The sequence below is a fragment of the Simplicispira psychrophila DSM 11588 genome, from assembly GCF_000688255.1.
GTDB classification, from domain to species: Bacteria; Pseudomonadota; Gammaproteobacteria; order Burkholderiales; family Burkholderiaceae_C; genus Simplicispira; species Simplicispira psychrophila.
In genome coordinates, this window is record NZ_JHYS01000002.1 from 149067 (window position 1) to 168626 (window position 19560).

The 19560-nt window shown below is 63.3% G+C and carries 22 protein-coding genes and 1 pseudogene; 10 read left to right on the top strand and 13 right to left on the bottom strand.

What is annotated here, in order from left to right; all coding sequences use genetic code 11:
• The first annotated feature begins 72 nt into the window (after positions 1-72).
• Positions 73-789 (top strand): response regulator, encoded by a 717-nt coding sequence (locus Q390_RS0102670; protein WP_027994695.1) that lies wholly within the window; start codon positions 73-75, stop codon positions 787-789.
• A 32-nt stretch (positions 790-821) separates the two neighbouring features.
• Positions 822-2078 (top strand): sensor histidine kinase, encoded by a 1257-nt coding sequence (locus Q390_RS0102675; protein WP_027994696.1) that lies wholly within the window; start codon positions 822-824, stop codon positions 2076-2078.
• Here Q390_RS0102675 and Q390_RS0102680 read toward each other — a convergent pair.
• Positions 2072-3319, bottom strand: a complete 1248-nt coding sequence (locus tag Q390_RS0102680) for a YbfB/YjiJ family MFS transporter (RefSeq protein ID WP_027994697.1) — start codon at positions 3317-3319, stop codon at positions 2072-2074. The genes Q390_RS0102675 and Q390_RS0102680 overlap by 7 nt on opposite strands.
• Positions 3320-3421: 102 nt before the next feature.
• Between Q390_RS0102680 and Q390_RS0102685 the strand changes: the two genes are divergently transcribed.
• Positions 3422-4285: a LysR substrate-binding domain-containing protein gene (locus Q390_RS0102685; RefSeq protein WP_027994698.1), complete on the top strand. Its 864-nt coding sequence runs from the start codon at positions 3422-3424 to the stop codon at positions 4283-4285.
• A gap of 101 nt (positions 4286-4386) precedes the next feature.
• Positions 4387-5462: pseudogene (locus Q390_RS17295) on the top strand (NAD(P)H-dependent flavin oxidoreductase).
• A gap of 67 nt (positions 5463-5529) precedes the next feature.
• Here Q390_RS17295 and Q390_RS0102695 read toward each other — a convergent pair.
• The 11 genes from Q390_RS0102695 to Q390_RS0102745 all read right to left on the bottom strand — a co-directional run bounded on the left by Q390_RS0102695 (position 5530) and on the right by Q390_RS0102745 (position 16222).
• Positions 5530-6294, bottom strand: coding sequence for a hypothetical protein (locus tag Q390_RS0102695; RefSeq protein WP_027994699.1), 765 nt, complete (start codon positions 6292-6294; stop codon positions 5530-5532).
• A gap of 37 nt (positions 6295-6331) precedes the next feature.
• Positions 6332-7351, bottom strand: a complete 1020-nt coding sequence (locus Q390_RS0102700) for a glycosyltransferase family 2 protein (RefSeq protein WP_027994700.1) — start codon at positions 7349-7351, stop codon at positions 6332-6334.
• Positions 7351-8661 carry an O-antigen ligase family protein gene (locus tag Q390_RS17300; RefSeq protein ID WP_051603000.1) on the bottom strand — a complete coding sequence of 437 codons (1311 nt, stop codon included), beginning with the start codon at positions 8659-8661 and terminating at the stop codon, positions 7351-7353. The genes Q390_RS0102700 and Q390_RS17300 overlap by 1 nt, the downstream gene beginning before the upstream one ends.
• Entirely contained in the window at positions 8658-9761 is a 1104-nt protein-coding gene (locus Q390_RS0102710) for a glycosyltransferase (protein ID WP_027994701.1), read from the bottom strand. Before Q390_RS0102710 ends, Q390_RS17300 begins: the two co-directional genes overlap by 4 nt.
• Positions 9762-9858: 97 nt before the next feature.
• Positions 9859-10065, bottom strand: a complete 207-nt coding sequence (locus tag Q390_RS0102715) for a zinc-finger domain-containing protein (RefSeq protein WP_037472018.1) — start codon at positions 10063-10065, stop codon at positions 9859-9861.
• Positions 10066-10068: 3 nt separating this feature from the next.
• Positions 10069-11007, bottom strand: a complete 939-nt coding sequence (locus Q390_RS0102720; RefSeq protein WP_027994703.1) for a branched-chain amino acid transaminase — start codon at positions 11005-11007, stop codon at positions 10069-10071.
• Between the two features lie 97 nt (positions 11008-11104).
• Entirely contained in the window at positions 11105-12484 is a 1380-nt protein-coding gene (gene radA, locus Q390_RS0102725; RefSeq protein ID WP_027994704.1) for a DNA repair protein RadA, read from the bottom strand.
• Positions 12485-12565: 81 nt separating this feature from the next.
• Positions 12566-12694, bottom strand: a complete 129-nt coding sequence (locus tag Q390_RS20475; RefSeq protein WP_281174763.1) for a hypothetical protein — start codon at positions 12692-12694, stop codon at positions 12566-12568.
• Positions 12695-12762: 68 nt separating this feature from the next.
• Positions 12763-13188, bottom strand: coding sequence for a barstar family protein (locus Q390_RS0102735; RefSeq protein ID WP_027994705.1), 426 nt, complete (start codon positions 13186-13188; stop codon positions 12763-12765).
• A 137-nt stretch (positions 13189-13325) separates the two neighbouring features.
• Entirely contained in the window at positions 13326-13748 is a 423-nt protein-coding gene (locus tag Q390_RS0102740; RefSeq protein WP_027994706.1) for a guanyl-specific ribonuclease, read from the bottom strand.
• Positions 13749-13909: 161 nt separating this feature from the next.
• A complete protein-coding gene (locus Q390_RS0102745) occupies positions 13910-16222 on the bottom strand; it encodes an NADP-dependent malic enzyme (RefSeq protein WP_027994707.1) in 2313 nt (770 codons plus the stop codon).
• 136 nt (positions 16223-16358) lie between these two features.
• Here Q390_RS0102745 and Q390_RS0102750 point away from each other — a divergent pair, with 136 nt between their 5' ends.
• Positions 16359-16658 (top strand): flagellar basal body rod protein FlgC, encoded by a 300-nt coding sequence (locus Q390_RS0102750; protein WP_027994708.1) that lies wholly within the window; start codon positions 16359-16361, stop codon positions 16656-16658.
• A 67-nt stretch (positions 16659-16725) separates the two neighbouring features.
• On the opposite strand, the gene Q390_RS0102755 is transcribed toward Q390_RS0102750, so the two are convergent.
• Positions 16726-17337, bottom strand: a complete 612-nt coding sequence (locus Q390_RS0102755; RefSeq protein WP_027994709.1) for a Uma2 family endonuclease — start codon at positions 17335-17337, stop codon at positions 16726-16728.
• A 278-nt stretch (positions 17338-17615) separates the two neighbouring features.
• On the opposite strand from Q390_RS0102755, the gene Q390_RS0102760 reads away from it, so the two are divergent.
• The 5 genes from Q390_RS0102760 to Q390_RS0102780 all read left to right on the top strand — a co-directional run bounded on the left by Q390_RS0102760 (position 17616) and on the right by Q390_RS0102780 (position 19478).
• Complete coding sequence (locus tag Q390_RS0102760; protein WP_027994710.1) at positions 17616-17963, top strand: type II toxin-antitoxin system RelE/ParE family toxin; 348 nt, start codon at positions 17616-17618, stop codon at positions 17961-17963.
• The gene (locus Q390_RS0102765) at positions 17960-18244 is read left to right on the top strand and encodes an XRE family transcriptional regulator (RefSeq protein ID WP_027994711.1); all 285 of its coding nucleotides are present in this window, start codon (positions 17960-17962) and stop codon (positions 18242-18244) included. The genes Q390_RS0102760 and Q390_RS0102765 overlap by 4 nt, the downstream gene beginning before the upstream one ends.
• A 120-nt stretch (positions 18245-18364) precedes the next feature.
• Positions 18365-18490, top strand: a complete 126-nt coding sequence (locus Q390_RS20480; protein WP_281174764.1) for a hypothetical protein — start codon at positions 18365-18367, stop codon at positions 18488-18490.
• 8 nt (positions 18491-18498) lie between these two features.
• A complete protein-coding gene (locus tag Q390_RS20245; RefSeq protein ID WP_281174769.1) occupies positions 18499-18699 on the top strand; it encodes a type II toxin-antitoxin system RelE family toxin in 201 nt (66 codons plus the stop codon).
• Between the two features lie 323 nt (positions 18700-19022).
• Entirely contained in the window at positions 19023-19478 is a 456-nt protein-coding gene (locus tag Q390_RS0102780) for a pilin (RefSeq protein WP_281174765.1), read from the top strand.
• The last annotated feature ends 82 nt before the right edge of the window (positions 19479-19560 follow it).

The following is a 19560-nucleotide window of genomic DNA, read 5'->3' on the forward strand; positions in this document are numbered from 1 at the left end:
TTACGGCCGCTTCAACACCGCGCGACGCGCGCCAGCGACCATGGCTGCATTCACCTGGATCGCCACACCGCCATGAACGCACACCTGCTGATGATTGAAGACGACACCCGCCTGGCGCAGATGGTGAGTGAGTACCTGGGCCAGTCGGGTATGCAGGTCACGCACTGCGTTGACGGCGGCAGCGGACTGGCGCGCTTGCAGGGGCACGAGGGCGCCGCGCTGCCCGACTTGGTGATTCTGGATTTGATGCTGCCCGACATGGACGGCCTGGACGTGTGCCGGCGCATCCGCACCTTGCCGGGTGCGGTGGCACAGGTGCCGATCTTGATGCTCACCGCCAAGGGCGATCCGATGGATCGCATCATTGGCCTAGAACTGGGCGCTGACGACTACTTGCCCAAGCCGTTCGAGCCGCGCGAACTGCTGGCGCGCATCCGCGCCATCCTGCGCCGGCGCGAGGGCGGGCCGGCGCCCAGCACCCAGTTGCTGCGCTTTGGCACTCTGGAGATCGACCGCGATGCGCGCAGCGTCACTGTGGCGGGGCAAGTCTGTGAACTGACCTCTTACCAATTCGACCTGCTGGTGGCGCTGGCCGAGCGCGCCGGGCGCGTGCTGACGCGCGACCAGATCATGGAAGCCGTGCGCGGGCGCGAACTCGAAGCCTTTGACCGCTCGATCGACGTCCACATGGGCCGCATCCGTGCCGCCATCGAGGCGGATGCCAAAAATCCGCACCGCATCCTCACCGTACGCGGCGTCGGCTATGTGTTTGCCAAGCAGCAAGACTAAATGCAGGTGGATGCTCTGAGCCGGACCCCGCCATGTCGCTGATCCATCTCTTTTCCCGCCGGCTGTACCTGCGCATCTGGCTCGCCGTGGTCGGCGGCGTGGCGGTGCTGACGCTGCTGGTCGGCTGGGCCTGGCGTGTCGCCGCGGAACAGAACGCCCAGCCCCTGGTGTCGCAGGGCAGAGAAATGGTGCTGCGCAACAGCGCCGGCACCCCCTTGGTAGCGGGTCTGGCGACGCGTGTGCCCGGGCCGCCCGACGAGGGGCTGGAGCTGCGCATCGAAAGCGACAACGGCCAGCAATACAGCCTGTACATGGCACCGCGAAACCACCGCAGTGAGCGCGCGGAGCGCGGCCCCCGCGGCGGGCCCGAAGCGGCGTTCTGGACACGCCCGCCATTTGGATTTTTGTGGATGCTGGGCCTGGTCGGCCTGGCCGTGGCCGTCGGCGTGTTCCCCATCATCCGGCGCCTGCTGGGGCGCCTGGACGTGCTGCAGCACAGCGTGCAGCGCTTTGGCGAGGGCGATCTGGCCGCGCGCGTGCCGGTGCACGGCCACGACGAGGTGGCGGACCTGTCACGCCAGTTCAATGCCGCCGCCGCGCGCATCCAGACGCTGGTGCAGTCGCACAAATCGCTGCTGGCCAACGCCTCGCACGAACTGCGCTCCCCACTGACACGCATCCGCATGGGGTTGGAACTGATGGGCGGCAGCAGCCAGCCCTCGCCCGCCTTCCGCGACGAAATACTGCGCAACATTGCCGAACTCGATCAACTGGTCGATGAAATTTTGCTGGCCAGCCGCCTGGATGCCCATGAGGCCGACGTCGGCACCATCGAACTGGTCGATCTGGTGGGCTTGGCCGCCGAAGAGTGCGTGCGCGTCGATGCCGACCTAGACGCCGGCACCGACACGCTGGAGGTGAATGGCGTCGCCAAACTCTTGCGCCGCGCGGTGCGCAACCTGCTGGAGAACGCGCGCCGCTACAGCCAGGGCGAGATCACCGTCAGCCTGCGGCGCAGCACCCACCGGCCCCACATGGCTGAAGTGCGCGTCTGCGACCACGGCCCCGGCGTGCCCGAAGCACTGCGCGAGCGCATCTTCGAGCCGTTCTACCGTCTCCCTGGCGCCAGCGAACGCGCCGGCGGCGTCGGTTTGGGGCTGGCGCTGGTGCGCTCTATCGCCGCGCGCCACGGCGGCCACGTGTCTTGTGAAGATCGGCACCACGGAGGCAGCGGTGCCTGCTTTGTGCTGGAACTGCCGCTGCAGCCGCCTCCACCAACGCCTCAATAGTCCGCCCAGCGCCAGCGCATCACGCCATACAAACTGGCCCCCACCACCAACCCGAGAGCGGCCAGGCCCAGCGCCCAGTTAAAGCCCTGCGCCGGTGAGGCCGCCTGCGTCAGCAACCAGGCCACCAGCGGTGGACCGGCGATCTGGCCAAGGCCATACAGCGCGGTCAGCAGGCCCGTAAAACTGGCGCCCGCTGCCGGCCATTGGCGGCGCGCCTCGTACAGCGCAAAAAAAGTGATGGCGGTGAATGGCAACCCCAGCAGCAAACTGCCCAGGGCAAAACCGCTGCGCCCCGGCCAGACCAGGCCCAGCACGATGGCGCTGGCCTGCACCAAATAGGCCAGCCCCAGCAACACACGCCGATCACGCGCACCGGAAATGCGCGTCGACAGCCACGCCCCCAGCGCCACGCCGGCACCAAACAGCGGCCAGAACAGGTCGGGCCAGAGGGAGCCTTGCGGCAGTGCCGCGCGCGCAATCACCGGCAAGAAAGTCGCGGTGATGATGTAGCCAAAGCCCGCCAGCCCATACGCCAGTGCCAGCAAGCTGCGCTGCGCCATGGGGCCCGGTGTCACCACGGCCTGCGCAGTCGCCGTTTGCGGCGCGGCGGCACCAGCGCGGCGCTGAAACGTCGCCCAGACCACGGCACTCATGCCCACGGCCAGCACGGCAAACACCGCCCACCCCGCCGCGGCTGTCCAGCCCGCGGCCACCATGGCGCTGGCCGACAGACCCGTTAGCACAATGCCCACGCCTGGCCCGCAAAAAATCAAGCCGCCCAACGCCGGCTGGCCCAATTCCATCAAACGCCCCATGCACCAGTTGGTGGTGCCCAAAAATACCAGAGCACTGGCCACACCCGCGCCAAAGCGCAGCGTCGGCCACAACAGCGGCCAGGGCAGCACCAAACCGGCTGTCAGCAACACCGTGGCCACCAGCCCGCCGCGCACCAGCAGCGCATGGCCGGGCATCGGGCCTAGGCGCCGTCCCAGCCAGGGCAAGGACATGAACAGCAGCGCACCGACGAGGTAACCAAAGTAATTGGCCGTGGCCAGCCAGCTGCCGGCGGCGATATCGACCACGCCGTCGTGCAACATCATCGGCAGCAGGGGGGTAAAGGCAAAACGGCCAATGCCCATGGCGACGGCCAGCGCCACCATGCCCGCCCAAGCAATGTGCAAAGCCTGCGTGGCCTGTAGGTTGGCGGGATCAGCAGCGCATGAAGAGGAAGAAGAGTCCATGGGAAGTAGGGAAAATTGCCAGCCAAGAAAGCGCCCTTTATCATCTCGATAAAAGAACGTAATTTATTTAACTATCTTAAATCAAGATAAACAAGGCAGCAGATGGACTTTGTGGCGTTGGAAATTTTTTGCGCGGTGGCCGCCGAAGGCAGCGTGACGCGGGCGGCGGAGCGGCTGCAACGCGTGCAGTCAAACGTCACCACGCGTGTGCGCCAATTGGAGGACGAATTGGGCAGCGCGCTGTTCTTGCGTGAAAACAAACGCATGGCGCTGACACCCGAAGGCCAGATTTTTTTAGGCTATGCCCAGCGGCTGTTGGCGCTGGCCGAAGAAGCGCGCCAAGCGCTGCAGCCGACACAACCGCAGGGCCGATTGCGCCTGGGCGCGATGGAGAGCACCGCCGCCAGCCGCCTGCCCGGGCCGCTGGCGCGCTTTCATGGGCAGTGGCCAGCGGTGGCGCTGGAGCTGTCCACCGGCGCCTCACAAGATTTACTCGATCGCCTGCGCGCCCATACGCTGGACGCGGTGCTGATCGCCTGGCCGCCGGGCCAACCCAGCGACCCAGCGCTCGATGCCGTGCCGGTGTTTTGCGAAGAACTGCTGCTGGCGCTGCCCGCCGACCATCCGCCGATCACCGGGTCGCAGGACGTGCAGCCGCGCACGTTGGCAGTGTTTGAATCGGGTTGCACCTACCGCCGTATCGCCCAGCAATGGTTGGCCGGGCGCGCGCAGCCGCTGCAGTTGTTAGAGCTGGGCTCGTACCACGCCATCTTGGCCTGCGTGGCGGCGGGCAACTGCGCTGGCGTGGTGCCGCGCTCGGTGCTCGATTTGGCGCGCACACCGCCGGCGCTGCATTTGCACCCGCTGCAATCGGTAGACACGCTGCTGGTGCGGCGCAGCGGCTACCGCTCGGCGGCGCTGGATGCGCTGCAGCAGACGTTGCTTGTCAATAAAGTGAGCATATAGCGCACTTATTTATTGGATTTCAAGCGGTTTTAATCTTGAAATCCTTATCTATCAAGCGCTAACAGCTATTGTTTTTATATTGCTCTCCAAGGAAACCTCCTATGCCGACCTCTTTTCTGCGCCCCCTCCCCCTGCGCCTGCCTATCGTCCAAGGCCCGATGACCGGCTCGGACAGCCCGGCGCTGACCGCTGCCGTTTCGGGCGCCGGCGGTCTGGGGATGATCGGTGCCGGCAGCTATTCGCCCGCTGCGATAGCCGACGCTGCGGCGCAAGTGCGCCGCAGCACCGACCAGCCGTTTGGCATCAACCTATTTGTGCAGGACACGCCCACCCCGACGCCGCCGCCGTGGCGCGCGCACTGGAGCGCCTGGCGCCGCTGTACGCCGAATTCGGCCTGCAACCGGCGGTGCCCGCACGCTGGTGCGAAGATTTCCGTGCGCAGTTCGAGGCCTTGCTGGCCGCGCGGCCGGCCGTGACCAGCTTCACCTTTGGCATTCTCGGCAGCGCCGACATGGCACGTCTGAAGGCGGCCGGCTGTTATGTGATTGGCACCGCCACCACGGTGGCCGAAGCGCTGGCCTGGGCCGATGTGGGCGCGGATGCGGTCTGCGCCTCAGGCATGGAAGCTGGCGGCCACCGCGGCAGTTTTCTGGGTGACTTTGCCGCCTCGATGATCGGCACGCTGGCGCTGGTACCGGCGTGTGTCGATGCGCTGCGCCCGCGCGGCGTGGCGGTGATCGCTGCCGGCGGCATCATGGACGGGCGTGGCATTGCCGCCGCGCAAGCGCTGGGTGCCGAGGCGGTGCAGATGGGCACGGCGTTTTTGGTCTGCCCCGAAGCCGCCATTGGCAGCGCCTACCGCCAGGCGCTGGCCGGCGCTACCGCCACCGACACGCGCACCACGCGCATTTTTTCTGGCCGCCCGGCGCGGGCCATCGTCAACCGCATGGTGGAGCAGCTGCGGCCGTTTGAAGACGAGATACCCGCCTATCCGGTGCAAAACGCGCTGACTGGCCCACTGCGCCGCGCCGCAGCCCAAGCCGGTCAAGCCGACTACCTGTCGATGTGGGCGGGCCAGGGCGTGGCTGCAGCCCGGCCGCTGCCGGCAGCGGCGCTGGTGGCGCAATTGGCAGCCGAATGGCGCGCCGCCAGCGCAGCGCTGTCAGCACACCCATAAACAGCAGCCAATGCGCTGGCACCCTCTGCCCCCATCCAGTCGGGACGTGGGGTGGGGGCTATTGAAATCACGATTGCCACCAACGGGTCTTGTCACGCGTGTGGCGCTGCTTGAAACGCAGGTAGACGTTGTCATGGCTCTCGCCCTGCAGGCGCTCGAAGATCTCCAGCACTACCGCGCCCAGCGGATGCAGCGCACACACGTCATCCAGCCGCCAGCGCATATTGCGCAGCGTGTCGTCGGTGCCGGGAATGAAGGCCGACAGGCCATCAAACAGGTTGACGCGGCGCGTACGCAGCGCCTGCAGGGCCTCCTCCTGCTCGGGCGCGCTGGTCGCTGCAGCGCCCAGCAAAAAGCGCTCGGTCTCCTGGAGCTTGACGGTGTTGACCAGCACCACCGCGCTCAAGGCCACCGCGCGCAGCACCGGGTCCTTGGCGTGGTCAATGAAAGTGTCGCAAGCCGCCACCAGCCAGCGCAAGTCCAGCTGCGTGCGCAGATAGGACACCTCGGCCAGCCACAATTGCTCAAAGCGCTCGTAGTGGGCCGGGATATCGACCTCGCGGCGGATCAGCACGATCAGTTGCGCGTGGCGGTACAGCAATTCTGGCTGGCCAACGAACTCACCCCGCAAGCGCAGCAGGTGCTCGGCCAGATCCGGCGCCGAACCGTGCGCATAGACCCGCTCCTGCCCATCTGCGGCCAACACCAACTGTGTTTTGAGTGCTTGCAGGTCCGCCTGCTCCAGCACGGCACCCAGCGCACCGGCCCCTAAGCGGCGCCTGTGGCGGCTGAAAGAAAACCATTTCTCGAACGAATTCTTGCGGCGCTTCATGGTGTGGTGTGGACTGGGCCCTTGGCCGGGCAGAAGTTCATGGGAGTGGCTGCGCTCCGTACCAGCGCAGAAATCGCTGACGCCGCAGCCACCAGCCGCACAGCAGGTAGGCGCGCGCCAGGGCTTCAGGCGCCAGTGGTGAAATCTCGCAGAAATTTCGGCGTATGTGTTCAGCCACGCTCGAGGGCGCTTCGCTGGCATCAATGCTGCCTTGGGATTGGCAAACGTAGCGCATCGCGCCGATCAGGCTGCGCGCGGCCTGCTGCGCCAGCGCCAGCTGCACACCGGCATGGGCGTGGCATGGCGTCAGCCGCAGTGCCTGCGCCAGCGGCAGCAGCGCGGCCGACTGGTCCAGCGCCTTGGGCAGACTCATGCTGGACAAAATACTGTTGCCACGCTGGCGATAGGCCACCCAGGGCCGGGGCTCGTAATAAAAGCTCTGCGCGCGCAGGGCCATGAGCGGCATGGTTGTCATGTCTTCAAAGTAGCGTCCCTGCGGAAAACGCAGGTCTTCGCCCCACAGCGCGCGCCGCGAAATCTTGGACCAGGCATGCAACTCCCCTGTGGTCAGCATGCCCGCCAGCAGCGCGCAGCGATCCTGTACCAGTTGTCTCGCCGGACCCTCAAAGCTGCGCCGGTGCCGTTCGCCGCGCAGCCGGTGCTTGAGTTGCGGACGGGCGCGCCAGACGCAAAAGTCGCACAGCACCACGTCGGGCGCGTGCGCCTGCACGATGGCGCCCAGGCCCTGGATGGCCCCCGGCAACAGCTTGTCATCCGAATCAAGGAACCACAGGTAGTCTCCCTGCGCCGCGTCGATCAGGGTGTTGCGCGCCGCGCTCAGACCGCCGTTGCGCGGGTGCTGCAGCAGTTGCAAGCGGCCGGGCCAGCGCTGGCTGAGTTCTTGTAAAAGTGCCCCGCAGCCGTCGCTGGAGCCATCGTCCAGCACCAGAATCTGCACGCCCTCGTCTTCGCCAACCTGCTCGACGACAGAGGCCAGGCACTCGTACAGGTAGGGCTGCACGTTGTACACCGGCACCAGGATGCTGAGCCAGACCATCAGCGGCTCCGCACGCCAGCCGCCCACGCGGTGCGCTGCGGCCACAGGCCCCGCTCTACGCCCTGCAGCGCGGACCACAGCACAGCCACATAGAACACAAAAAACATGATGCCGCTGTTGTGGTTAAAAAAGGGCTGCGACATGCCAAACACCAAGTAGGCCACGGGCACCACGCAGCCCATGGCGCGCAGCGCCAGCGCATCGCGCCACACGGGCGAGTCCTCAGCGTAGCGGGCCAGGCGGGCGCGGTTAGGCCAGAACATGGCCAGCACCCAGGCAAACAGCGTCGCCTGCAGCAATACGCCCAGGATGCCCACCTTGACCCACACATCCAGAAAGTCGTTGTGGATCTGCGGGTAATGCATCATCTCCGGCCCATATTCACCGGCGTCCACGCGCCGCTGCATCTCGTCAACAAAGCCGTGCGCACCCCAGCCCAGCCAGGGTTTTTGCGGAATCAGCTGGGCGATCAATTTGTATTGCGCAAGACGCACCCCCAGCGAGGTGTTCTCTTGGCCGGTGTGCAGATACCCGGTAATTTCGGTGGTTGCCAGACCAATGCGCTCCTTGAAGCGCGGCGTGAAGCCCAGCACCAACGTCAGCACCAGCAGCAGCCCGGCTGCGCCGGCCAGCAGCGGCACGAACGTTCGGCGGCGAATGCGCCAGACCAACAGCAACCCCAGCGCCAGCACGCCCACCAGTGCCAACCAGCCGCCGCGCGATTGCGACAGCAACGAGGCCGCCACGCCAAGCGCGAGAGCCAGTGCCATCAGCACGCGCCAGAGCGTGCGTAACCCGCGCCAGTAGACCACCAGCGGCACACCGGTCAGACAGGCCAACAGCAGGGCCAAGTTGCCCCACTGGATGGCATTGGTGTAGCCCGTCGCGCGTTCCATGCCCAGGCCCAGGGTCTGCCACAGCGCCAGCACCCCCATACCGAGGCAACCAATGGGCAAACCGATGATGAAAGCCTGCGGGCGCGGCGGATAAGTCGCTGTAAAGAGCAGGCACAACGCCCCCAGCATCCATTTGAGGCCCTTGTCCCAGTGCCCAGAGCCCGTGTCCAGCGACAGCAGGAACCACATGCCGCCCATGCCCAGCAACAGCACAGCCAGCCCCAGCGTCAGCCCCTCGGGCCTGCGCCGCAGCCACGTCGGGGCAAACCACAGCGCCCCTAACAACAGTACCAGCGCGCCGTAGGAGTAGCCCGAGGGCACCCACAACGCCAGCGCCGGCAGCAGAAAAGCGGCCAGCGTGGTTATGTGAAACGGGGCGGTGGACCCGACTGCCGTTGTTACCGTCGGCTTCATGGCTCACCTGCCTTCTGCGTCTCCCCACCCAACAGCTCGCGGTAGCGCTGCCACATGCGGTCGCGCCCATGCGCGGAGAAGGCGCGCTGGCGCGCAGCGTGGCCGAGCTGCTGCGCCAAGGCCGGCTGCTGGAGCAGCCGCTGCAATGCGTCGGCGAGTGCCGTGGCATCGCCAGGAGGCACCAGCAAACCCGTGCTGCCCTGCTCGATAACCTCACGCACCCCCACCACATCGGTGCCGATGCAGGCGCAGCCAGCGGCCATGGCTTCCACCAGCGCCAGCGGCATACCCTCCCAGCGGGTGGACAGTACAAACACCTGCGTGTCCGCCAAGCGCCGGGGCAGGTCGGTCACGTTGCCCAGGAAGTGCACCTGCTGCTGCAGACCCAGGCGACGCACCAACGCCTGCGCCTGCCGTTGCAGCCGCTCGCTGCCTACGCCGGCCAAGTGCAGCGCGGGCGCCAAGCCACGCGCGCGCAATTGCGCTAACGCGTGGATCAGCGTGGCCTGGTCCTTTTGCCGGGCAAAACGTGAGGCCATGAGGATGGCGCTGGTTCGGTCCTGCCAGCGTGCAGGCAGCAGGCTGTCCGGAAAGCGTTCCAGCGCAATCCCGTTAGGAATGGCCAGACATTGCTGCGGCGCAAAACCGCGCTCGATCAGGCTGGTGCGCACGCCTTCAGACACGCCGATACTGGCCTCGGTATGCGCCGCCAGCGCCAGCGCCTGGCGCAGGCGCCGTGGGGTGTAGCGCTCGCGCGCGTTGTGCTCGACATGGAAGATGCGCGGTACGCCTTCCGCTATCGCCGCTTGCCGACCCCAGATGTGATCGCTGAAGCCATGCGCAAAAACCACATCGGGTTGCCAACGACGGATGATCTGGCGCGTCTCCCAGACGGTGAGTGCGTGCAGCCAGTTGGAGACCACCCGCACCTGCAGGCCCTGGGCACGCAGGGCCTCCACGCGCGCGGCCGAAGTGTGGCGCTTGCGCCGCAACACCAGCAACGTCTGCAGGCGCGGGTCACCCTGGGCGGCCAAGCACAAATCCACTGCCACCTGCGTAGCGCCGGAAAACCCTCCGGTGACGAAATGCAGCACTTTCAGCGGGCGCCCGACTGGCTGCGCCCCTGCCATTTGAGCGGTACGACTCACTGGATGTGCGTCAAAAGCTGACCACCACAGCCCACAGCTTGCGGTGCGATCAATGCGCGCTCTGAACGACTTCTCCCGCCTTCAAGCGATACACCGTGCCGCAATACGGGCACTTGGCCGCGCCCGTGTGCGCCACATCCAGGTACACCTTGGGGTGGCTGTTCCACAGCTTCATGTCGGCCTTGGGACTGGGACAAAACACACCGCCCTGATCGTTCAGGTCTTTGGTGAGCAATTCAACAACAGCTTGGGACATGATTCAGACCTTGGTGAGCCAATGGGCGTATTTCGGATTGCGGCCGTTGACGATGTCAAAGAACGCGCTCTGGATTTTTTCGGTGATCGGGCCCCGGCTACCGCAGCCCAGCTCGATGCGGTCGAGTTCGCGGATGGGCGTCACTTCGGCGGCGGTGCCGGTGAAGAAGGCTTCGTCGGCAATATAGACCTCGTCGCGCGTGATGCGCTTTTGCACCACTTCCAGCCCCAAGTCCTTGCAGATATGGAACACGGTGTTGCGCGTGATGCCGTTCAGTGCACCCGCCGACAAGTCGGGGGTGTAAACCACGCCGTTCTTGATCACAAAGATGTTCTCGCCGGCGCCTTCAGAGACAAAACCAGATGCATCCAGCAACAAGGCTTCGTCGTAGCCGTCGTCGATGGCTTCCATGTTGGCCAGAATGGAGTTGGTGTAGTTGCTCACCGCCTTGGCCTGGGTCATGGTGATGTTGACATGGTGGCGCGTATAGCTGCTGGTCTTGACGCGAATGCCGCGCGCCATGCCCTCTTCGCCCAAATAGGCGCCCCAGGCCCAGGCTGCCACCATCAGGTGAATGGTGTTGCCCTTGGGCGAGACGCCCAGCTTTTGCGAGCCGATCCAGGTCAGTGGGCGCAGGTAGCCCGATTCGAGCTTGTTTTCGCGGATCACGGCTTTTTGCGCTTCGTTCACTTCTTCTTTGGTGAACGGAATCTTCATGCGCAAAATTTTGGCGCTGTTGAACAGGCGCTCAGTGTGCTCTTCCAGGCGGAAGATGGCCGTGCCGTCCGCCGTGTTGTAGGCGCGCACGCCTTCAAAAGCGCCGCAGCCATAGTGCAGGGTGTGGCTCAGCACGTGGATCTTGGCATCGCGCCAATCGACCATCTGGCCGTCCATCCAGATCTTGCCGTCACGATCGGCCATCGAGGGAACTACGGGGCTCATGGGATTCCTTTGGGTTCAACAGTCGCAAAACAGAAGATTTTAAGGCGCCGCTCAGCGCCCAGATCGGCAGTGCTGCACCGATGCCTGCTCAAACCCCTCACTCCAGACTGCGCACCGCATCCATGGCCTGTTCGATGCGCTCGACGGCATGGATGGTCAGCCCTTCAATCGGCTTTTTCGGCGCGTTGGCCTTGGGCACTACCGCCACGGTAAAGCCCAGCTTGGCAGCTTCTTTCAGGCGCTCCTGGCCGCGCGGCGCCGGGCGCACTTCGCCGGCTAGCCCGACTTCGCCAAAAGCCAGAAAGCCCTTGGGCAGCGCCCGCCCACGCAGGCTCGACGTGATGGCTAACATCACCGCCAGGTCGGCGGCCGGCTCGCTGATGCGCACACCGCCGACCGCGTTGACAAACACGTCCTGGTCGGCGCAGGCCACGCCGGCATGGCGGTGCAGCACCGCCAACAGCATCGCCAGACGGTCACGGTCGAGGCCCACCGACAGGCGGCGCGGATTGGGCCCGCCGCCATCGACCAGCGCCTGGATTTCAACCAGCAGCGGGCGCGTGCCCTCCAGCGTCACCAGCACGCAACTGCCGGGCACTGGCTCGCTGTGCTGGCTGAGAAAGATGGCGCTCGGGTTGGTCACGCCCTTGAGGCCTTTTTCGGTCATGGCGAACACACCAATCTCGTTGACGGCACCAAAGCGGTTCTTGATGGCGCGCACCAGCCGAAACTGGCTGTGCGTGTCGCCCTCAAAGTACAGCACCGTGTCCACCATGTGCTCCAGCACGCGTGGCCCAGCCAGCGCGCCCTCTTTGGTCACATGGCCGACCAGCACAATCGCCACGCCCGAGCGCTTGGCCATGCGCGTCAGGTGCGCTGCGCACTCGCGCACCTGCGCCACCGAGCCCGGCGCCGACGTGAGCTGATCCGAATACACCGTCTGGATCGAGTCGATCACCGCCACCGCCGGTTGTGTGGACTCGACGGTGGCGAGGATTTTCTCCAGCTGAATTTCGGCCAGCACATTCACCTGGCTGCCCATCAGCCCCAGGCGGTGCGAGCGCAGCGCCACCTGCGCGCCGCTTTCTTCGCCCGTCACATACAGCGTTGGCAGGCCCGTGCGCTGCAAGGCATCCAGCGCCTGCAGCAGCAGCGTCGATTTGCCGATGCCGGGGTCGCCGCCGATCAGCACCACGCTGCCTTCGACAATGCCGCCGCCGAGCACGCGGTCTAGCTCATCAATGCCGCTGGGCGTGCGCGCAATATCGGTGGCCTCGATGGCGCACAGCGGCGTCACGGCCTGCGCCATCGCCAGTCCGGTGAATTGCGCTGCGCTGTAGCGGTGCTTGCTGCCCGCCTCCTGCGCCACCGATTCGATCAGGGTATTCCAGGCGTTGCACTGCGGGCATTTGCCTAGCCATTTGGGACTGGTGCCACCGCATTCGGAGCAGACGTAGTGGTTTTTATCTTTGGACATGGGAGCAAACGCTCTCTAAAACACAAAACCCGTCACAAGGACGGGTTTCAAGGGGTTGTGCAGCGCCTCAGCGGCGCCAGCTCAGGCGGCTGCCAGCCAGTAGCTGGCATTGAACGGGCTGCTCATGCGCAGCGCCAGCGCCGAGATATCGAGCAGCTTGTCGGTCGGCAATTTTTCGGCGACAGAGGTGCTGATCTGAAGGCCCAGCAAGGCGGCCGGCTCCTTGGCCAGCAAAGCCTCGTTCGCCCGTTCTGCCAGGCGGTGGGATGCAGAACGGGCTACAGAAAAGAATAAAAGCAGCGGAAGGCAATTTTGCGATCGCCCCAGTATTCGGCCGCGTCGCGAAACACGTCGAGCAATTGCTCGCGCGCTTCCTTGTCAAACTTGGCGGTGGCAGGAATCTGCTCCAGCACCACGACAAAGCCCGGCTGTGGGCCAGACTTGTGCAACGGGTCGGTCATGCAGTCGGCCAGCGCATCAAAATTCTTGCCAAAGTGCGCAGGAAACATGAATTGCTGGGCAATCAGATCCAGCACGTCCTGTTTGGTCAGTGCATGGGCGAGGTTGGCGTAAAGAAAATGGTGCCCCAGCACAGCGGCCGCATCCTGCAAGTCCTGCACGCGGTGGGCGCGGATGGATTGCACAATGTTGGCGCGCACGCCGCGCAGCGGGGAATCGTGGTCTTTACGAAGTGGTGTGTCCATCTCCGCGTCTCTTTCTTTTAAAGTCCAAAAATTGGGGTCACCCAACACTGGCGCCATCGGCTGCGCCTGGGGGGGAACATGCAACGGCGGCATCAACCACCGTGAAACAAGAGGATGCTGGATTTTTGCGGCTAAGGTCATGGGGCAATTTCGCGAAAGCTGTTGTAGTGGTCAGCGGTGTAATAACAGACGCTCGGGGCGATGGGTTTTCCGCCACAGACAATGCGGCGCGCACCTCGATTGCGTGCGCCGGGGGTTCCTACGGTGTACTCACGGTAATAGCCGCGCGTTTGCGCTGGCAGCAGGCGTTCACGGTTGCCAAAGACCGTGCCATCCTTGTCGTGCGGGAACGGCCCCCCGCGGTAAATCAAGGCATAGGTGGCACGACCTTGGGGCGGCAATTGCGCGAGCGCCATCGGTGCCGGGCGGTCCAATACTGGCAATGCCGGGAATAACGGGGGTGACTTTGCATCTGCCAAGGCAGGAGCGAACACGAATGCGACGCTCAAAATACACGCAAAACCCGCCTTGCACGCGCTGGCGGTAGGGGCCTTCAGCATCAAATAAACCTTTCAGAAACTACGGGTTAACCCGAAATTTCAAGACGCTAGTGTGACGGAAAGCCCCCGAAAACGCAAGCGCCTGCCCAATTCTTGGGCAGGCAAATGACAAATGGCAAAACAGCGTGGCGGGCGTAGCACGCCACCGGCGCTGCCGCAGCTCAGCGCTGCACGTTGGCGTCAGCGACGGTCAGGGCCGTCATGTTGACGATGCGTCGCACCGTGGCGCTGGCCGTCAGAATATGCACCGGCTGCGCTGCACCCAGCAGCACCGGGCCAATCGAAATATTGCCACCGGCTGCGGTTTTGAGCAGGTTGTACGAGATGTTGGCCGCATCCATGTTCGGCAGCACCAGCAAATTGGCATCGCCCACCAAGGTGCTGCGCGGCATCAGCGCAGCGCGCGCCTTGCTGTCCAGCGCCACATCACCGTGCATCTCGCCATCGACATCCAGCCACGGCGCCTGCGCCTGCAGCAACTCCAGCGCCCGGCGCATCTTGACCGCGCTAGGCTGGTTGCTGCTACCAAAGTTGGAGTGCGACAGCAGCGCCACCTTGGGCTTGAAGCCAAAACGCTTCATTTCTTCGGCCGCCAGGATGGTAATTTCAGCCAGCTGCTCAGCCGTCGGGTCGTAATTGACATGGGTATCGACCAAGAACACCTGGCGATCGGGCAACAACAGGCCATTCATGCAGGCATACACACTCACGCCCTCGCGCCGGCCAATCACCTGATCGACGTAGCTCAGGTGCATCGTCGGCGTGCCCCAGGTGCCGGCAATCAGGCCATCCACCTCGCCCTTGTGCAACAACATACTGCCAATCAGGGTCAGGCGCCGGCGCATCTCGATCTTGGCCACCGGCACCGTGATGCCCTTGCGCTCCATCATGCCGTGGTAGGTCTGCCAAAAATCCCGGTAGCGGTGGTCGTTCTCGACGTTCACCACGTCATAGTCGCGCCCCTGCTCCAGGCGCAGACCGAACTTTTCAATGCGCTGAGCGATCACCTCCGGGCGGCCAATCAGCGTCGGGCGCGCCAAGCGCTCGTCCACCACGATCTGCGCCGCGCGCAGCACGCGCTCTTCTTCGCCCTCGGCATAGGCCACGCGCTTCTTGGCGGCCTGCTTGGCGATCATGAAAATCGGCTTCATGGTGGTGCCAGAAGCATAGACAAAGGTCTGTAAATGGTCGCTGTAGGCTGCCATATCGGCAATCGGGCGCTGCGCCACGCCACTGTCGGCGGCGGCTTGGGCGACGGCCGGTGCAATCTTCATCATTAGGCGCGGATCAAACGGCTTGGGAATCAGATATTCCGGCCCAAACGCCAGCGCCTCGCCGACATACGCCGCTGCCACCACCTCGCTTTGCTCGGCCTGCGCCAAGTCGGCAATGGCGTGCACCGCGGCAATCTCCATCTCCATGGTGATGGTGGTGGCACCGCAATCGAGCGCACCGCGAAAGATGTACGGAAAACACAGGACGTTGTTGACTTGGTTCGGATAATCGGTGCGGCCGGTGGCAATGATGGCGTCGCTGCGCACCGCCTTGACGTCCTCGGGCTGGATTTCCGGATTCGGGTTGGCCAGCGCAAAAATCAACGGCGTCGGCGCCATCTTGCGCACCATGTCCTGCTTCAGTACACCGCCGGCAGACAAGCCCAAAAATACGTCCGCGCCTTCAATCGCTTCGCTCAGCGTGCGCTGGTCGGTGACTTGGGCAAATTGCACCTTGTCTTCGTCCATCAGCTCGGTGCGCCCGGCATAGACCAGGCCGACAATGTCCGTTACCCAGATGTTCTCGCGCGGAATACCCAGCTTGACCAACAGCCCGAGACACGCCAGCGCCGCCGCGCCCGCACCCGAAGTCACCAGCTTGACCGCTTTCAGGTCTTTGCCGGCGACCTTCAGCCCGTTCAGAATGGCCGCGCCGACGACAATCGCCGTGCCGTGCTGATCGTCATGGAACACCGGAATCTTCATGCGCTCGCGCAGCTTGCGCTCGACGTAAAAGCAGTCGGGCGCCTTGATATCTTCCAGGTTGATACCGCCGAAAGTGGGTTCGAGCGCGGCAATGATTTCGACCAGTTTTTCCGGGTCTTTCTCGTTGATCTCGATATCGAACACATCGATACCCGAGAACTTCTTGAACAGCACCGCTTTGCCCTCCATGACCGGCTTGCTGGCCAGCGCGCCAATATCACCCAAGCCCAACACTGCGGTACCGTTGGTCACCACGCCGACCAGATTGCCGCGGCTGGTGTACTTGAAGGCGGCTTGCGGGTCTTTGACGATCTCCTCGCACGGCGAGGCCACACCGGGGGAATAGGCCAGCGCCAGGTCGTGCTGGTTGACCATCTGCTTGGTCGCGGCGATAGCGATCTTGCCGGGCTTGGGAAACTCGTGGTATTCCAGTGCAGCGCGGCGCAGCTCAGCGCGTTTTTCGGGAGTGTTGATCGCTGTCGTGTTCTCGGGCATCCAGGGGCTCCAGCTTCGGTAATTGCCAGGCCGCGCGACGGGGTGCTCCAGGCGGGCGGCCATCGGCTTGGTAAAGAGGTGCGATTGTAGGCTGCGCCCCTTTGCCTGTTCGGCACGCAGCGGCGAGAATCCAGCCATGACTGCACTCACCGCCATCGCCTCCTCCGGCCTGCAAGCCGCACAAGTGCGCTCAGGCGCCGCGGCGCACAACATTGCCAACCTGCAAACGCCGCAATTCCAGCGCCAAAGCGTGGCCCAAGAAGCGCGCAATAGCGGCGGCGTCACTGCCAGTGTGGGCAGTACGGGCCCAACCGGCCCGCGCTTGGAACAAGACGTGGTCGCGCAAATGTCGGCCACCTACAGCTTCAAAGCCAACCTGCAGACCCTGCGCACCGCCGACCAGATGCTCGGCACGCTGCTGGACGTGCACGCCTGAGCGACAAGTAATCCGCCGCCAAGGCCAGGATTGCAACGGGACTTGACCCCCTATCAGCTAAGCCCCATTAGCGGCCAGCGCTTTCTGGATGCGGGCTAGAGGCCGATTTGGCTTGAAACTCCACATCCTCATACAACTGCGCCAGCGGCAGGCGCAGACCCACGCTGGCCAGCTCCAGCATGTCGCCTCCGGCCTCGTGCGGGAACAGCACCCACCGGCCTTCTTCGTTGCGACGGAACAGGTCTACGCTGGTGCGCTCGGGGTCGATCAGCAGGTACTCGCGCAGGCTGGGCAGTTTGCGGTAGGCGGCAAACTTGGCGCCTCGGTCGTAGGCCGACGTGGAAGGCGAGAGCACCTCGGCCACCAGCGTGGGCGCGCTCTTGTGCAGCGCCTGGGCGCGGTCGGCGTCGGCGCAGGTGACAAACACGTCGGGGTAGAAGTAAGCGTTGTCCGCCGCCACCCGCAGCTTCATGTCGGAGATGAACACGCTGCACGGCCCGCCGCGCAGGTGGGCGCGCAACGCCACCGCCAGATTCAGTGCCAGCGTCACGTGCGCATCAGACGCGCCCGCCATGGCGAACACCTCACCGTCCAAGTATTCGTGCTTGTCCGTTTGCTGCGCCTCCCAGTCCAGATAGGCCGAGGCGTCGAAGCGGCATTGCGGTGCGGGTTGGGACATGGCGTGCGCTCCAGAGTGAATAGGCATTGTCGTGCAGGCAGGGGGGCAAGCGCAGCCCGAGGCCGCTTTGGCGGCTTTGTCTTTGTATTCGTAGGTTGGGTTGTACCCAACCCAACAGGCCCCCGACCTCTGCTCAAGAAAAATTGATAGCTGCCAGCGCACGTATTCATTGGGTTAGCGACTGATTTGATTGCTAAACTAGCCCCTGTAGCCGGTACAAAGCCACAAAACTCGCGGCTACTCCCATACAAAACGTATCTTTTTCGGTACGATTTGGCATGATCATCCCCATATTAGAAGTGCGCTTCTTTGCGACGGGCGCCGGTACGGAGCCGGTACGCGATTGGCTCAAGGACTTGCCGGCCACAGAGCGGCGCTCGATTGGCGAGGACATCAAAACTGTGCAGTTTGGCTGGCCCTTGGGTATGCCGCTGGTACGCAAAATGGACAAAGACCTCTGGGAAGTGCGCATTCAACTGATCGGACGCATTGCCCGCGTGCTGTTCACCGTGGTGGGCGGTGTCATGGTCTTGCTGCATGGCTTTATCAAAAAGGCGCAAGCCACGCCGGCCAACGACTTGGAGACCGCCAAGTCCCGTTTAAAACAATTAAGGAGCACGCAATGAACCCACATATCGGCAGCAACTTTGATGATTTTTTGGCAGACGAGGGCATCCTTGAAGAAGCCTCGGCCATCGCTATCAAGCGGGTGGTGGCGTGGCAAATTGCGCACGAGATGAAAGCCCAGCGCATCACCAAAACCGCCTTGGCCGCCAAAATGCAAACCAGCCGCGCCGCCCTCAATCGCCTGCTCGATGCACAGGACACCAGCCTGACGCTGACCACGCTCAGCAGCGCCGCCACCGCTCTGGGCAAGCAGCTGCGCATTGAATTAACCTCTGCTTGAGCGAATGCAATACAAAAACCATAGCTGCTAGCGCACGTATCTAAAGGGCTAGAGACTGATTTAACCTAAAATTAGAGTCTGACCCCAATTTTCCTCAGCCACAACCGCCCGGCCTTTTATATGGTCACGCCCAAGCTGTTTGAGGCACTCATTGAGGACATGGCCGATCGTGACTTGCTGGCTCTAGCACGCCAACGCTTGGCACTCAAGGACAGCGCCATCGAGGTGGACATTGACACCCTCTGAGCCGCAAGCTGCGCCCAGCGCCACCCCATACCGGCTCTGAGCTGCACGGCAGCCTGCAACATTGCTACAAAATTAAGCTACGCCAGCAAGGCTATCGCTTGGTTTACAGCGTCGAAGACGGCGCGCTGGTGGTGCTGGTGCTCGCCATCGACAAGCGCGAAGACATGGCCGCGTATCGTTTGGCTGTCGCGCGCCGACTGGCAATGTGACTATTAAAAATCATAGCTGATAGCGCCCGTATCTAAAGGGCTAGAGGCTGATTTAACCCAAAATCCAGCCCTCCACGGCCATTGTGGGCATACGCCAGCATTTGTAAGACCTTACGTTGGCTAATGACATTCATGACAGAACAAAAACGTCACATTGACATTTTGTGCTGTACAGATGTTACGGAAACAGGCTGAAACAGCCGGCCATGTATCCGTATGCAAGTAGATGTTGCAAAAACCGACTTGGCACAGAACCTGCTGATACCCCTGCAGACCTGAAGAATTCTTCTGCAGGTTTTTTTAATAACTCCGAGGAGAGATTTATGAAGCGTTCTATGCAAATGGCCCAGAAGGGTTTTACGTTGATCGAGTTGATGATCGTTGTGGCGATTATTGGTATTTTGGCGGCTGTGGCTTTGCCGGCTTATCAGGATTACACGGTTCGGGCTAGGGTAGCAGAGGGCATGGTTGCAGCTTCGGCTGCCAAGGTGGCAGTGGCGGAAAACGCAGCTTCCGGTTCCGCAAACTTGGGCGCCGGGTATGTGCCTCCCACGGCCAGCAGCAACGTAACGAGCGTTGCCATAGCCGCTGATAGTGGCCAAATCACAGTCACTACTACCGCCAAAGCTGGTGGCGGCACCGTGATTTTCGTTCCGACCGCTGGCGCCGCAGCCCTAGTAGCAGACGCAATTCCCGCAGACCGTATTTCTTGGTCGTGTACTGGCGGTACCTTGGCGCTTAAATATCGTCCTTCCGAGTGCCGCCTCGCTGCTACATAATCATTAAATAATTATCAATTTAATGAATTAATTGAAAATTACTAAGAAAAAGGGCTTTATGCCCTTTTTTTTATAAATAAAA